At 68.2% G+C, this 14,462-nt stretch carries 12 protein-coding genes; 7 read left to right on the top strand and 5 right to left on the bottom strand.

Annotated elements, in window-relative coordinates:
* Positions 1-5: 5 nt before the first annotated feature.
* The 3 genes from RIE32_00060 to RIE32_00050 are packed head-to-tail and all read right to left on the bottom strand — an operon-like array spanning position 6 to position 4,248.
* Complete coding sequence (locus RIE32_00060; protein ID MEQ9094635.1) at positions 6-1,556, bottom strand: aldehyde dehydrogenase family protein; 1,551 nt, start codon at positions 1,554-1,556, stop codon at positions 6-8.
* Positions 1,553-2,755, bottom strand: coding sequence for an arginine N-succinyltransferase (locus RIE32_00055; protein ID MEQ9094634.1), 1,203 nt, complete (start codon positions 2,753-2,755; stop codon positions 1,553-1,555). Before RIE32_00055 ends, RIE32_00060 begins: the two co-directional genes overlap by 4 nt.
* A 23-nt stretch (positions 2,756-2,778) precedes the next feature.
* Positions 2,779-4,248, bottom strand: a complete 1,470-nt coding sequence (locus RIE32_00050) for an aminotransferase class III-fold pyridoxal phosphate-dependent enzyme (protein ID MEQ9094633.1) — start codon at positions 4,246-4,248, stop codon at positions 2,779-2,781.
* A gap of 159 nt (positions 4,249-4,407) precedes the next feature.
* Between RIE32_00050 and RIE32_00045 the strand changes: the two genes are divergently transcribed.
* Genes RIE32_00045 through RIE32_00025 form a run of 5 tightly spaced genes read left to right on the top strand, consistent with a single transcriptional unit; the run spans position 4,408 to position 9,578 of the window.
* Positions 4,408-5,196, top strand: a complete 789-nt coding sequence (locus tag RIE32_00045; protein ID MEQ9094632.1) for a ZIP family metal transporter — start codon at positions 4,408-4,410, stop codon at positions 5,194-5,196.
* A 57-nt stretch (positions 5,197-5,253) separates the two neighbouring features.
* Complete coding sequence (locus RIE32_00040; GenBank protein ID MEQ9094631.1) at positions 5,254-6,483, top strand: hypothetical protein; 1,230 nt, start codon at positions 5,254-5,256, stop codon at positions 6,481-6,483.
* A 33-nt stretch (positions 6,484-6,516) separates the two neighbouring features.
* On the top strand, positions 6,517-7,458 hold the full coding sequence (locus RIE32_00035; protein ID MEQ9094630.1) for a GTPase: 942 nt from the start codon (positions 6,517-6,519) through the stop codon (positions 7,456-7,458).
* 9 nt (positions 7,459-7,467) lie between these two features.
* Positions 7,468-8,397: a hypothetical protein gene (locus tag RIE32_00030; GenBank protein ID MEQ9094629.1), complete on the top strand. Its 930-nt coding sequence runs from the start codon at positions 7,468-7,470 to the stop codon at positions 8,395-8,397.
* The gene (locus tag RIE32_00025) at positions 8,394-9,578 is read left to right on the top strand and encodes an RluA family pseudouridine synthase (GenBank protein MEQ9094628.1); all 1,185 of its coding nucleotides are present in this window, start codon (positions 8,394-8,396) and stop codon (positions 9,576-9,578) included. The genes RIE32_00030 and RIE32_00025 overlap by 4 nt, the downstream gene beginning before the upstream one ends.
* A gap of 76 nt (positions 9,579-9,654) precedes the next feature.
* Here RIE32_00025 and RIE32_00020 read toward each other — a convergent pair whose 3' ends face one another.
* A complete protein-coding gene (locus tag RIE32_00020) occupies positions 9,655-10,596 on the bottom strand; it encodes a hypothetical protein (protein ID MEQ9094627.1) in 942 nt (313 codons plus the stop codon).
* A gap of 236 nt (positions 10,597-10,832) precedes the next feature.
* Between RIE32_00020 and RIE32_00015 the strand changes: the two genes are divergently transcribed.
* The gene (locus tag RIE32_00015) at positions 10,833-11,993 is read left to right on the top strand and encodes a hypothetical protein (GenBank protein ID MEQ9094626.1); all 1,161 of its coding nucleotides are present in this window, start codon (positions 10,833-10,835) and stop codon (positions 11,991-11,993) included.
* Positions 11,994-12,388: 395 nt separating this feature from the next.
* On the opposite strand, the gene RIE32_00010 is transcribed toward RIE32_00015, so the two are convergent.
* Positions 12,389-12,868, bottom strand: coding sequence for a hypothetical protein (locus RIE32_00010; GenBank protein ID MEQ9094625.1), 480 nt, complete (start codon positions 12,866-12,868; stop codon positions 12,389-12,391).
* 384 nt (positions 12,869-13,252) lie between these two features.
* Here RIE32_00010 and RIE32_00005 point away from each other — a divergent pair, with 384 nt between their 5' ends.
* Positions 13,253-13,933, top strand: coding sequence for a hypothetical protein (locus tag RIE32_00005; protein MEQ9094624.1), 681 nt, complete (start codon positions 13,253-13,255; stop codon positions 13,931-13,933).
* Positions 13,934-14,462 lie beyond the last annotated feature (529 nt).

The following is a 14,462-nucleotide window of genomic DNA, read 5'->3' as shown; positions in this document are numbered from 1 at the left end:
TCGGCTCAGCCCAGCCACGAATCCTCGAACGCCATGCCCGGAGCCACCACCGCCGCATCGCCGCGCTCCAGCATGCCGGCAACGGGATATGCGCAATAGTCCAGCGCGAAAGCGCCCGCGGGGCGGTGGTTGCCGCTGGTGCCAAGGCCGCCGAAGGGCAGCTTGCTGCTGGCGCCGGCGGTCGCGCAGTTGAGGTTTACGCAGCCCGCGCGGGCGTCGGCCAGGAAATCGGCGATGATGTCGTTGTCGTGCGTGAAGATGCTGGCGGCCAGGCCGTAGCGGGTGGCGTTGACCTGCTGGATGCCCTCTTCGTACGAGCTGACCGTGGTGATTCGGAGCATCGGGCCGAAGACCTCGACATCGCATCCGGCATCGTCCCCATCGCCTGCCGTGAACTTGTCGACGCGGATAACACCGGGGCTGATGTAGGAGCCGCCCTCGAGTGAGGCGGGCTTGGTCGCCTGCATCAGGATCTCTCCGCCGCTCTTGGCCGCACGGGTTTGGAAATCGAGCACGGCGTCGCGCGCGTTATCGTCGATGATCGGCCCCATGAACACGGGCGCCTCGCTGCGGGGCGGGCCGATGACCATCGCGGCGGCGGCCTTGAGGATTGCGGGGATAAGGCGATCAGCGACCTGTTCATGGACAACCAGCCGCCGACCGCACGTGCAACGCTGACCGGTCGTCACGAACGCGCCGCGGGCGATCTCGATGGCCGCCTGCTTCAGGTCGGCGTCGGGCATGACCAGGACGCCATTGTTGCCGCCCATCTCGAGCGCGACGATGCGGCCCGGCGTGTCCAGATTGCTCTCGAGGATCTTGCGACCCACGGGCCAGGAGCCGGTAAAGAGGATGCCGTCGACGCCATCGTGGTTGACGAGCTTCTGGGCTACGTCGGCCTTGCCCTGCACGAGGTTGACCACGCCCTTTGGCGCGCCACTCTCGTCAAGCGCCTGCTGGAAGAGCTCGATGATGAGTTGGCCGACGGCGGGCACCTTGTCGCTAGGCTTCAAGACAACCGTGTTGCCCATGAGTAGGGCGGGCACGATGTGGCCGTTGGGCAGGTGCGCCGGGAAGTTGAACGGCCCCACCACCGCCATCACGCCGTGGGGACGGAACCAGCAGCGGCCTTCCTTCTTCTCGCCCAGGTCGAGCGAGAAGCCGCTCACGCGCTGGCGGCCCGTGTGGGCGCCCTGCTCGAGCGTGATGTCGACCTTGCCGGCCAGCGCGGCGGCCTCGCCCTTGCAATCCCACATGGCCTTGCCGGTTTCCTGGGCGATCAGATCAGCGATGTCGCCGCCACGCTCCTGCACCAGGGCCTTGTACTTCAGCAGCACGTCCGCACGCTTCTCGATGTCCCATCGGCTCCAGGTGCGCAGGGCATCGCGCGCCGCGGCAACGGCCTGGTCGACGTGCTCGATCGTCGGCGCGCCCGACCAGATGACGCGGCCGCGCTGCGAAGGATCGAAGGACTGGAGCGAATCGCCCTCGATGACGTGGTAGACGCCGCCGACGAGGTTGCTGGGTGGGTTCGACAGGGCTGCGAGCGTGGTCATCCGGTCTTCTTCCTCCGAGTCGTCTTGGCCGTCTTCTTTGCCGTGGGCTTCTTCTTGTGCGTGCTGCGCGTCTTGGGCGGCTCCGCGGGCGCATCGAGCGTGGGCATCGGGTTGATCACCGTGCAGGCTACCTCATCGCCCTCGTCGGCATGCAACGCCGCCATCACCTCCCGCGGCAGGCACAACGACCCGCCCTTGCGCACGAAGGGCGACTGCAACGCGACGTATTCGCCCTCGTTGTCGAGCGTGCTGATGATCGCCATGCCCTTGCAGGCCGATGGAGACGCGGCCTTGCCCAGCACGATGGACTCGGTCGCCCGCACGAGCGGAATCTCATCGGTCACAGCCTGGAGGTGCGGTCCGCCGTCAAACGGATCGATGACGCCCTGGTACTTGAACCCGAGCTTCTCGAGCATTTTCCGGGCGGGCACGGTGTCCTTGCCCACCTGGCCCACGCCCTGCCTCGCCTTGGGCGGCAGCAGGCTCAGGTAGATGTCCTCGCGCGGCAGCAGGCTGAACATGAACTCGCGGCTGTACTGGCAGAAGCGGTCGGCCTCGTCGTAGCTCAGGTTGATGAACCGCCGGCCGAGCGCGTCCCAGAACAGGTTGTCGCCCGCGTCGCTGATGGGCGCCATCATCTCGGCCAGCACGTGGTCGGCGAAGTTCTTGCGGTTCACGCCCATGAAGTGGAATCGCACGAAGCTCAGCAGGCGGCCCAGCTTCTCCTTGTGCGCCCGGTAGGCCGGCTGGAGGATCAAGCCGCCGATCTCGGTGGGGCTCGACTCATCGAGGTGGAGCGTGGCGATGGTGTGGGTCATGCCCGTGTGCAGGCTCTCGCTGAAGAACCGCCGCTCGGAGATCTTGAAGCCGACGTTGGGGTTGCCCGGGCCACCCATGGAACTGACGAGTTGGCTCGAGCCCAGAAGCGAGCCTGTCTCGGTGTCTTCGAGCACGAAGACGAACAGTTCGCTCTCGCTGAGGCTCTGCTTCAGGCCGCTGCCCGCGCCGCTGCGACGCAGCGTCCTGGGATCGTCCTCCAGCGGTTCGCCGCGCGCCACGTGCTTGAAGCACTCGCGGCTGCGGAGGATCTTCTCCATGATGATGTCGCGGTCGGGCGGCAGGTTGATGAAGTGGACCATCTTGGCCAGCTTCAGCAGCGTGTCTGCGTCCTCGATTTTCGCACGACGAATGATGTGCATACAGGTCCTTGCTTCAGATTCAATCAGCCCGCGACCTTCGCCAGCGCCCGCTCCACCACCTCGAACACCCGCGGCCAGTCTTCGAGCTTCATGGCGCCCAGGGGCGGCAGCATGCGGACGTGGTATGGGCCGTGGCCGCACCAGAAGAGGACGACGCCCTCGTCGAAGCAGGCCTTGCAGGCGGCCATGACCTTTTGCTTATCCCCGCCGAAGGGCGTGAAGCGCATCATGCCGCCCTCGCCGGCGATGAGATCGTTGACGAACAGGGCAGGCGGGAACCAATCCGGATGCCGGTCGATCATGGCCTGGGCCTGCTCGCGGAACGCCTTATGGTGCTGGGCGATCAGGCCGTTCTCGCCGTAGTAGTCCCCGTCGTCGAGCATCTCGAGCATGCGGGTGCCCACGGTGAAGTCCGTCGCGCTGCCGGTAAAGGTGCCGCTCAAGAGGCCCGGGCGCGGCTTGTACTCCTCGGTCCAAAGCGTGGCGCAGGCCTGGGTCATCTTGCCGACGCAGAAGACGTCGACGTAGTCGCCCAGGTCCAGTGTCTCGTAGGCGAACATCTCGCGCGTGCGGCCGAAGCTCTGGATCTCATCGTCCCAGATGGCGATGCCCTTGTCGCGGCACACGTCCATCAGGGCGGTGAAGAACTCCCTCGGCGCGGTGTTGAAGCCACCCTCGCCCTGCACGAGCTCGAAGATGAAGCACGCGTGCTGCTTGGGGTAGCGCTCGATGAACTGGTTCAGACGCCACACGCAGTGATCGATGAACCGCGTCGTGCCGCCGACCTCTTCGGCCGCCTTCTCGTTCCAGAAGGGCATGTAGTCGACCTGCGTGGTCAGCGGGATGCCGTCCCGACCCGCGGCGGAGTCGCCGATCTGGGCCATCGTGACCGTCCGGCCCATGAAGCAGTGCTTGAAGGCGATCACGCGGCTGGCCGGGTGGTTCTTCTGGTAGCAGATCTTCAAGGCGCTTTCGTTCGCCACCGCGCCGCTGGTGGTGATGAACGCTTCGCTCAGGCGGCTGTTGCGGCCGGCCAACTCGATCAGCTTCTCGCCGAAGCGGTAGGCCTCGAAGTTGCTCATCAGGTTGCCGCTCTTGGCGACGTCTTCGATCGATGCCCGGGCCTGGGCGCGCACGATCTCGGGATGGCTGTGCCCGAAGAAGTGCACGCCGATGCCGATGATCATGTCCCACTTGACCGATCCATCGGCCAGTTCGACCAGGGCCCCATTGCCCAGTCCGCTGCCGATGTACTTATAGAGCAAGGGCCGGCCCTTCATGGCCTCGGCTCGCTTGACCATCTCCTCGAAACTGGCGGCCATCTCGCCGCGGGGCGGGCGAACATCGGTGATGGCCCGGCTGTGCTCGCCCACGCGCTGGACGATCGTGTCGATGGCCCCCTCGATGGCCGGGTCGGTGGCCAGATCATGGCCCCCCAGGCCGGGGGCAAGGGGGAGGTCCCGGGGCGATGGCTGCGATTCGAGGCGGGTCATGCGATTCTCCCTGGAAAGGCGATCGTGGGGCTCAAAGAGGGTAGGGACGGCCGGGGGGCTCCATGCCCTTCTATCGGCCGCATTTCCCCCCGACCAAAGCCGCAACGGCAGGGTCCGGCTAGCCTCGACCGACAACCCGGGAGCGAGCCGCGCCGACCTATGGACCACAACCTTCTCAACCTGCTGCTCATCACCTTCGTCGCCGCGATCATCGCCGACGTCAGCATGGCCTTCGGCGTCATCCCCTTCTTCTTCATCAAGAACATGTCCCAGAAGCTCACCGGCATGTTCTCCGCCGCCGCGGGGGGCATGATGGCCGCCGCCAGCTTGGTGCAGCTCGTGGGCGAGGGGCTCGACCGGGCCCCGGGCTGGCAGGGCTGGGAGGTGGCCGCCGGGCTCGGGGCGGGGGCGGCCTTCTACTGGATGGCCGTGAAGTGGATCAGCGGCAACGGCGACTTCGATATTGCCAACTTAAGAAAGTCCGGCGGCAAGCGGGCCCTGCTCATCGTCGCCGCCATGACCGTGCATAGCCTGCCCGAGGGGGTGGCCATCGGCGTGGCCTTCGGGGCCGACTTCCGGGCCGATGGAACCTTACCGACGCTTGGCGTGAGCATCGCCAGCGCGCTGGCCGTGCACAACATCCCCGAGGCCATCGCCATCACGCTCGCGCTCATGGCCGCGGGGCTGAGCGTCAGGGCGTGTCTCTTCTGGGCGCTCTTCACCAGCCTGCCCCAGCCACTGGCCGCCCCCTTCGCCGCGTGGTTCATCTGGATCTTCGAGCCGCTCCTGCCCTTCGGCATGGGCCTGGCCGCGGGGGCGATGGTGTTCCTGGTCGTCGACGACCTCATCCCCGAGGCGCTCGAGAAGGCCAGCAGCACGGCGGTGAGCGTCGCGTTTGTGGGGGGCGTGGTGGCGATGATCGTGCTGGGGAGGCTTGTGGGTCTCTGAGTTTACTGGGGATCCCTCGAGAACGACACGCGTACAAGGCAAGCCGGAGGCACGCGCATGTTTGCGACACATCGCCACCGGCTCACGCTGATCACGATCGTGGTGCTGATCGCTGCGACTCCCGCGCTGGCCAACGCGGGCAGCGTGGCCATGCTGGCGGGAGTCGCGCACCTCCTCGTAGGCAACCTCTTCATTGGCTTGATTGAGGGCGGCATCCTGATGAAGCTCGGCGCCCGGCGACGGGCGTTGGGGCTGGCGATCACAGCAAACTACCTGTCGGCCTGGGCCGGGCTGCTTCTCGTTGTGGGTGCGTGGGACCTGACGATGGACTGGCTGCCTGGGGACTACCTCTCCAAGCTCGTCGCCGCGCACTGGCTGGTGTTCGCGGCGTTTACGCTCGCGGGCTTCGTGATCGAGCTGCCATTGCTGTGGCTGGCCTTCGACAAACACCGCAAGCCCGGGCGCGTCCTGGCCGCCATCGCCCTGGCCAACGCGGCGACCGCGCTCGGCCTCATCTGCTGGTACGGCGTAGCGAGCGATCTGTCGCTTGCCAGCCGGTTCGACTCGGTGAAGGAGCCGGCGATGGTCGGGCTGGAGGGAACGCGCGAGGCGAAGACCGAGGACGGCGCGGGCGGCGCGTTTCCGTGGGTGTATTACATCGCGCGCGATGGGCAGACGGTGCGGCGCGTCCGGCTGGATGGCAGCGAGGATGAACGGGTTGTCGAGTTGCCCGAGGCTGTTGAAAACGGCTGGCTCAACGGCGGACTGCGGCACGATGGCGGCGTCGATCTGCTGGTGCGTGCGCACGAGTTCAAGGAACTTGGCCAGTCGCAGGACTGGTCGCAGACAGCCTACCGGGACTTCTACGAACGCGACTCAATCTTACTGCGAAACGTGGGTGCTGCGGCGAGCGTGTTTGACGATCATGCTCCATGGGTTGCTCCGCTTGATGGCTCACAAGATTTGTACAACGACATCCACGCCAGTCCGGCGTATGGCTTGCGGATTTCTGGCACAGGCATGCAGGAGCGACACTTCTGGCTCTCGTCGCCCTTGGTGTTCTTCAGCGGGCCGATCTCGGCCAGCCGCGTTCCAGGGGACGTCCTTGTGTTCCAGGTGGGCAACCTCATTGGCAACCACTCCCGCGGCATCTACGTCGCGTCCCTCGACACCATGCGCATCGCACTACTCGTCGAGGACGGCAGAGCGCCGTGCGTGGTCTACGACCATCCCCCGCCCAGCTGGGACGCCGATGCGCTGCTGGAGCGCCTGCAGAATCCCCGTTGACACTGCGCACGCGTCGGGCCCATACGCTCACGCGTGCCCGCCACCTTCGCAGAGCGCTCCACCCCCGGCATCGCCTCGGCCGTCGCCGTGTTCGAGATTCGTGGGGAGGGTGGCGGTGACATCGACGCCGCGTGCGAGGCCCTCGGCTTCACCGCCCCCGAGGTGGGCAAGGCCGCGCTGCGCACGGTGCCACACGTCGACACACTGCTCGCCATCCGTCCCAGCGATTCCGTCCTCCTGCTCACCCCCCACGGCGGCGTGCAGGTCTGCCGATCGCTGGCCCGGGCGTTGCTCGACGCCGGGCTCACACGCACCGACGCCGAGCCCGCGTGGCCCGAGGCCGCCAGCGAGGTCGAGGCCCGCATGCTCACCGCGCTCTCGGGCGTCCGCGGCGAGCGCGCCGTGGCCCACCTGCTGAGCCAGCCGGCGCGCTGGGCGTCCGATCAAGACGAAGTGCCCGCCCACATCGCGCGAGAACTCGCCCGCCTGCTCCACCCGCCGCTGGTCGTCGCCACCGGCCCGGCCAACGTCGGCAAGTCGAGCCTCATGAACGCCCTGGCCGGCCGCACCGTCGCACGCGTGGCCGACCGCCCCGGCGTCACCCGCGACGCCGTCGCGGTGGACCTCGAGCTCGACGGCCTGCTCGTCCGCTGGCTGGACGCCCCTGGGATCGATCTGTCCGATGACGAGGTGCTGGCCGAGGCCCAGGCGCTGGCACGCCAGGCCATCGACGCGGCCGACCTTGTCCTCTGGTGCCAGGACGCGGGCTCGGCTCCGCCCCGGGCCAAAGGCCCGAAGATCGCCACCCGCGCCGACCGCCACCCTGGCGCTGCCCCGGCCTGGGCCGACGCGGCCGTCTCGACCGTTACCAGCGACGGGCTGGCCGACCTCACGCGCCTGGTCCGCCTGCACCTGGTGAGCGACGAGGCGCTGGCCCACCCGGGGGCCTGGGCGTTCTGGCGGCCGGGCCCCTAAACTCGCCCTATGGACGAACGCCACGGACAGCTCAAGGACAAGGCCGGCCTCGACGAGTCGCGCATCAACGAGGAATTCCGGGACTTCCTGGTCAAGTGGGGCCCGCGCCTGCTGATCATCGTCGCCCTGGTGGCCCTGGCCTTCAGCGGCCGGCGATACCTCAACCAGAAGGCCGACGAGCGCACCGACGAAGCGTTCGTCCAGCTGGCCCTGGCGACCGGCAGCGACGCCACCAGCCCCGACACGCTACTGAGCCTGGCCCGGCAGTACGACGACGTCGGCGCCGTACCCCACGTGGCCCGACTGACCGCCGGCGAGGCCTACCTGGCGGCCGTCCGACGCGGCGTGGTCATCGGAGCCCAGCCCGGGCCCACCGGCGAGTTTCCGGCCGAAGAACTGCTCGACGACGAGCTGCGCACCAGCTACCTGGGCCAGGCCCGCCAGGCCTTCCAGCAGGTGGTCGACGCCGAGCCGGCGGACATCCACCTCGTGCGGGCCCACATGGGCCTGGCCGCCGTCGCCGAGGCCATGGGCGAGATCGACCAGGCGCGCACGCACTACCAGCGGGCGGCGACGATCGATCGCGACGCGGGCTACGGCGCGATGGCCCAGCTGGCCGAGGCCCGGCTGAACAGCTTGGACGCCCTGGCGACGCGCACCAGCCTGCCCTCGACCGCCCAGCTGCCCCAGCCCGAGACGCCCGACGCCGGCGAACGCGACGAGGACGACCCCTTCGGCCTGGGCGGGCTCGACCTGGGCGGCTTCGGTGTCGGCGACGAGGGCCAGGGCGAGGGCTCGGGCATGGACACGCCCCTGGGCGGCGGCCTGTTCGGTGAACCGGGCGATGAACCAGGCGATGCGCCGACGCCGGACCCCGAGCCCACCACCGAGCCCACCCCCACCGACCCCACCGACCCCCCGCAAGACCCCGGCCAGTGACCGGCGACGCGCTCCCCCCGCTCATCGACCCCGGCGGCAAGATCGATCCCGACGCCCTGCGCGCCGCCGTCGAGCGCTATGGCCCCGACGACGCCGACGCCCGCCGCGTCGAACTTGTCTTGCAGCGCGACATCAGGGACAGGCTCGACAAGTACCTCACCAGCCGCATCCCCTTCATGAGCCGCAGCCAGATCCAGCGGATGATCGACGACGGCGCGGCGATGGTCAACGGCCAGCCCGCGCGGGCGTCGACCAAGCTGCGTTTGAACGATCGCCTCGAGATCGTGCTGCCGCCCCCGCCCAGCGGCGAGATCGCCCCCGAAGACATCCCCATCGACGTGCTCTACGAGGATGCGCACCTGATCGTGCTCAACAAGCGGGCCGACATCATCGTGCATCCGGCGCGCAGCCACAACACGGGCACGATGCTGGGCGCCCTGGCGTGGCACTTCCAGCATTCGAGCGATGGCGAGCTGTCCCCCGTCGGCGCCGACCTCGCGCGCCCCGGCGTCGTGCACCGCCTCGACCGCGACACCACCGGCGTCATCGTCTTCGCCAAGACCGAAGAGGCCCACTGGAAGCTCGGCCAGCAGTTCGAGAAGCGGACCACCGACAAGCGGTACCTCGCGATCGTTCATTGTGGGGGGCATGGCGAACCGAAGGGCGCGCTCGACCCCGACATCGAGGCCATCGACGAGCCCCTGGGCCCCCACCCCAGCAAGGAGAAGGGGTACCGGGAGAAGCAGGTCGTCCGCCACGATCAACTGGGCAAGCCCAGCCTGACCATCGCCAGAGTACGGGAACGCTACCGCCTGCACGACCGCCCCGTGGGCGACCAGCACTTCGCCTTAGTAGAACTCGAACTGAAGACCGGCCGCACCCACCAGATCCGCGTGCATTGTGCGCATCGCGGCTGGCCCATCGTCGGCGACGACATGTACGGCGGCAGGTTCTTCGATCTGCCCGACGGCACGTCGATCCAGCGCCAGATGCTCCACGCGGCGTTGCTCGCCCTCGAGCACCCCATCACCGGCGAGCCCCTGGTGCTCACCGCCCCCCCGCGCGAGGACATGCTCGCGCTGCTGGCGCACTTGAGGGAGCACGCGACGGCCGCGAGCAATCCGGACGGGTGCGTGCCGCTGGGAAGGCTGGGCGTCGAGGCGATAGATCGCAGCAAGTGAGTATCGTCGGGGCGCACGAAAAATGGGGCGGCCTCTCGACCGCCCCGATCAACTGCCGTGCCCAGTTCCTCGGAGCCTACGCCGCTTGCGGATCCTCCTGCTCGGAGTCGCGCAGCTCCCACCACAGACGGGCGTCCATGCCGAGAAGTTCGATCGCCCGGCGGGCCAGCTGCTCGAGCTTCTCACGATCGCGTGCCGGGCAGCGACGCATGGCGATCTCGACGCGACCATTGACATGACACCCCGCGTCGGGCGCCAGCTCGTCGCCGCGGATGCGGTGGTCGATCGGCAGGCCACCCAGCACGTCGTGGTAGAAGCGGCTGAGCTGGTCCGCCGAGCTATCGACGAACTCCACGACCAGCTTGGCGGGATAGCGTGAGGGTGGTTCGGCGACGTCGTCGCTCTCCAGCGACAGGATCATCGAGGCGCGGCCAGGCGAGGGCAGGCGGCCCATCTGGTGGATCGCCTCGATTGCGGCGATGGCATCCGGGCGACCACGGCCGGCCATGACGATGTGCACGCCCAGCGGCAGCGGCTCGCGTCGCACGACGCTGAGGTTGATTGCCGCGTCACGGGACAGCTGGACCATTAGTTCCTGCCTGGGCTCGCCGTTCTGGTCCAGGGCGATGAGTTGCATGAACCGGGGCCCGCCCAGGGGCTCGTTGGCCAGCACGCGGTCGGGGACGGGGAGGGCCCCGCGCCACACGCCCTCGGCCAGCCCGGGATGCAGATCTCCGTTTGCCTGGACGCGGGCCATGCCCGCGATGGCGTCGATCGGACCGCGGACGAGCAAGGCCGATCGACCGCTGCGATACTGGAACTGGCCGAGGACCTCAATTCGCGCGGCGCGCAGCTGGCGCATCAGTGGATGGCTCCGGGCCACCGGCTGGGCCAGCAGCACCCATCCCAGGCTGATCTCGGCGGCGCCGGAAACGGCGCGAAGCCAGTGGCCTTGCCCGTACGGGCGATCGCCGAAGCTGCAGGCGTTCTGGGGGTTTTGTTGTTGGTTGGCGCTCATGCGTGGTTCCACCTTTGCCCGAGGTCGTCCGTGCGTCAGCCCGGCGGTCCGCGCCGCCGGCGTGCTGACCTCTTCTTCGTGCGCCGGTTCCACGAGTTTGCCAGAACCCGTTGATGCAGAGAAACTTAGCGGTGTCGAGCGCCATGGATCGCGTTGCGCGCAACCCTGGAAAGTTGGTCATCGAAGTGCAATGTGCGTAGTCTGGAAGGGCCGTCATCGCGGCCGCTGGGGGTGCCATGAACGCCGAAGGGAAGCTTCCATCGCCGTCCGATCGCTCGCTCGATCCATCCGAGCAAGCCGCACTACGGGAACACCTGGAGCGATTGCAATCGCGTGAGGCGCTGTGCGCCGCCATCAGGGAGGCGGGCGGGGTTACGTACACGCTCAGCTGGCGAACCGTCAAGAGGGCCATGGACGGATCGGGCAACAGCGCCGCGACGACGATCGCCGATATTCGGCGGTTCCTGTCGTCGCGATCCGGCAAGCTGGCCGCCTACCGCCGCAAGCAGGACGAGGACGGCCTCATGCGGCACCACGCCCAGCGCTATACGGGCGTTTTGCTCCACGGCGTGCAGCCCAAGCCCGAAGCCAACGCCTCGCTCGATTTCCTGTACGACGATCACGTGCCCGTGTCGGCCTACAAACGCGGGCTGATGCGGGCCATCCGTCATGCCAACGACCACCCCGACGAGTCGCCGTTGCCCCCGCGCGTGGCGTTCATCGCCCACACCGGACAGTGGCTCAAGCCCGTCGTCCGCTCCCTGATCAAGCACAAGCACCCGCTACGCATCGACATCTACCTGAGCGATCCCCAGCGTCCGTCCATGCTGCCCGGCCCCGAGCCCGGCGGCGCGGAAGTGCCCGAGGCCGCCGAAGTGCTCGGCACGATGGAATTTCTCTGGAGCCTGCCGGCCACGCTGGACCTTGGCAAGAACAAGAGCTGTGCATCGCTGAACGTCTATTGCTTCCAGGGCGCGCCGTGCGGTGAAGCGTTGCCACAGCGCATGACGCTCTTCGAGGGCGACGTGGCGTGCAAGACCGAGGAACGCTCTGCCGACCGGGCCTCGGACCTCTTCCAGGGCCATCCGGGCAACGTGCCGGCGGCCCGGCGATTCACATGCCCGGCGGGCATCGAGATTGCCCTCCGCGGACACGATCGCTTCGATGAACTCGTCAACGAATTCAATGCCCTGACCGGTGACGATGGCGATAGCCTACCGGGGCTCCTGCCCGACCCGCTGCTCAGCTGGGACGCAGAACGAGGCTTTCGTGGTCGCGCGTGCCACTCGAAGGACACGCGCGTCTTCGACATCGATCCCATGAACATGTTCTGGGGTACGGCGGGCGGCTTCATCGAGGACAAGCAGCCAACAGACGCCCCCGGAAGCACCTCGTAGGCCGCCGCCGAAGCGCTTTCGGAGGCCCCGGCGGTGCAACCGAATCCCCCGGAGGTAGCCCCGAAGCGTTCGGGAACTACCCCGGAAGATCCCGTGGTTGTTCCGGAGGCTTTGGAAGCTGCTCCGAAGTATTCGGTGGTTGTTCCGACGGTTCTGGAAGCTGTTCCGAACGATTCCGTAGTTGTCCCGAAGCCTCCGGAAGCTGTTCCGGAGGCTTCCGTGGTTGTTCCGAAGGCCTCGGTGGCTGTTCCGGAGGATTCTGACGTTCGGTTCCGCGGACCTTGGCCGCGTTCTCGGACGCGAAATGCGCAGGGGTTGCGCGATCCGGCGGGGTGGGCGAGGAAATCTGGAGGTGATCCGCAGCGCCCTGCCCGGGCGCATCCTCGATGGCGCGGTCAGCGTCGGGCCGGATCGCTCGACACCAGCGCGAACACCGTGCCCCAGTCGTTGCAGGGGGCGGGCGGCGATTGCGGCTCGAGGAACCGCGCGTGCGTCTCGTACCGCGTCCAGTAGAAGTTGCGGCGCAGCGTCATGGTCGGCCAGCCCTCGACCTCCAGCACCCAGCGCTCCAGCCCGCGCTCGTCGTGCTCGACGAACCACCGCCCGTGGTGCACGGTGCAGGTCGGCATCGGCCCTGCGTCGGTGACATGGGGATTGTCGCCCGGGGCGACGGACAGGAAGGCGGCGCCGTCGGGCCGCTGGTCGAGGTAGACCTCGTAGCGCCCCAGGAAATCCTCGCCGGTGAGGACGCCGGCCCAGACCTGCGGCCCGGGATCGGGCGAGGGGGCCAGGCGCGCATAGCAGCCCGGGAGCACGCACGCGCCCAGCGCGGCGATGATCGCGGCGGCGCGGCGGTTGTGCGCGGAGCGCGCCATGGGGGCCTCCTGCGTGCTGGCAACGGCGGATCGGGTCGGTCGGATGCTACGGATCCGGCGATGGTCGGGCACCGCGGCGCCACCGCCACCCCCGCCGCGAAGGGCGCCCCCCCTCGAACAGGGGCCTGCGGGCCTGATGCTCGACCCGAGCCGCCTCGGGCCCCAAGACGCCGTAAGTTATTGCCAGAAATGCACTTCGAACGGCTCCGCACCGCCGGCGGCGCGCCTCGCACACCTCGGCATCGAAAAACTTTCTTATGCCAACTGAAGTCGCCCTCGGAATCTTTCGATGATCCAATCGGGCCAAGGCACGGTGCGGCGGCCCGCCGACACGATTGCTCGCCATCGCCATGGTTGGCGGCGGGGGCAGGAAAAGATTCCACAATGTCCGTGACACCAAAACAACTGTTGCAACGACTCGAGTTCTACGAGCAGCGCGTGCCCGTGTGGGTGGAGAACGCCGCGGCGATCGGGCTTTCGATCGAGCAATCCGGCCAGGCGCAGAGCTTGGTTCAGGCATGCCGGGCGGCGTACGACAACGCCATCGCAAAGCGCAACCAGGCGAAAGCGGCGACCGTGCTGCAGGACGAGGCCTTCGAGGCGATGGACACCTTCGGCGCCCAGATGATCAAGATCATCCGTGCCTTCGGCATCGCCACCGATGACCCCAGCGTCTTCGCCACCGCGCTCATCCCCGAGCCCAAGAAGCCGGCGCCCATCGCCCCGGTCAACCCCAGCAACGTCACCTTCCACCTCGATACCAACGGGGAACTGGAGGTCCGCTGGGACGGGCGCACCTACGCGGGCACGAGCTACCTGGTCGACCGCTCGACCTGGGACGGCTCGGGCCAGCCTACTGGTTTTGCGCGCATCGCCACGGTCAGCGAACGCAAGTTCGTCGACAAGACAGTGCCGTTGGGCACGGTGACGGCGACCTACCGGGTCAGCGCGCTCAAGAACGGGCAGCAGACCAGCGGGTCGCAGGGCACGGCCCACTTCGTCTACGTCTCCAACGGTCAGGCCCAGCTCGTCACCGCGCCCAGCGGGGACGAGGAGGTCGCCTAGGCGGAAAGGCTCGCACCGTTCTATAGCGGTGCGCCGAAGTTCGACGCCCCGGCGGAGCGCCCCTGAAGACAGGGACGCTGCGCCGGGGCTCGACCAATATTAGTTTTCTTGAGGCGCTCGCTTCGCTCGCTTGCGGGCTGCGCCCGGGCGGCCGGGGCCGCCTCGCCTCCGCATGCGCTGTCGCTCGAAGACTCGCTCGGCGGATGCTGCGGCGCACCGTGCTGCGGGAGTGCGCGGTGGGTTGGGCGCACCGTGCTGTGGGGGTGCGCCGAAGTTCGACGCCCCGGCGGAGCCGCCCCGAAGACGGGTCGGCTGCGCCGGGGCTCGCTCAAAGGTAGTGTTCTTGAGGCGCTCGAAGACTCGCTTGCGGGCTGACGCCCGGGCGGCCGGGGGCCGCCTCGCCTCCGCATGCGCTTTCGCTCGAAGACTCGCTCGGCGGATGCTGCGGCGCGGGGGGCAGGGTGAGCGTGGGCGTGCACGGTGGCGCCGGAGCATCCGCGCAGCGAGTCCGCGAGCGGAGCGCATGCGC

This window comes from Phycisphaerales bacterium (assembly GCA_040221175.1).
Taxonomy (GTDB): domain Bacteria; phylum Planctomycetota; class Phycisphaerae; order Phycisphaerales; family UBA1924; genus JAHCJI01.
The sequence above is the reverse complement of the archived record's forward strand: the minus strand, read 5'-3'. Positions and strand labels throughout refer to the sequence as shown.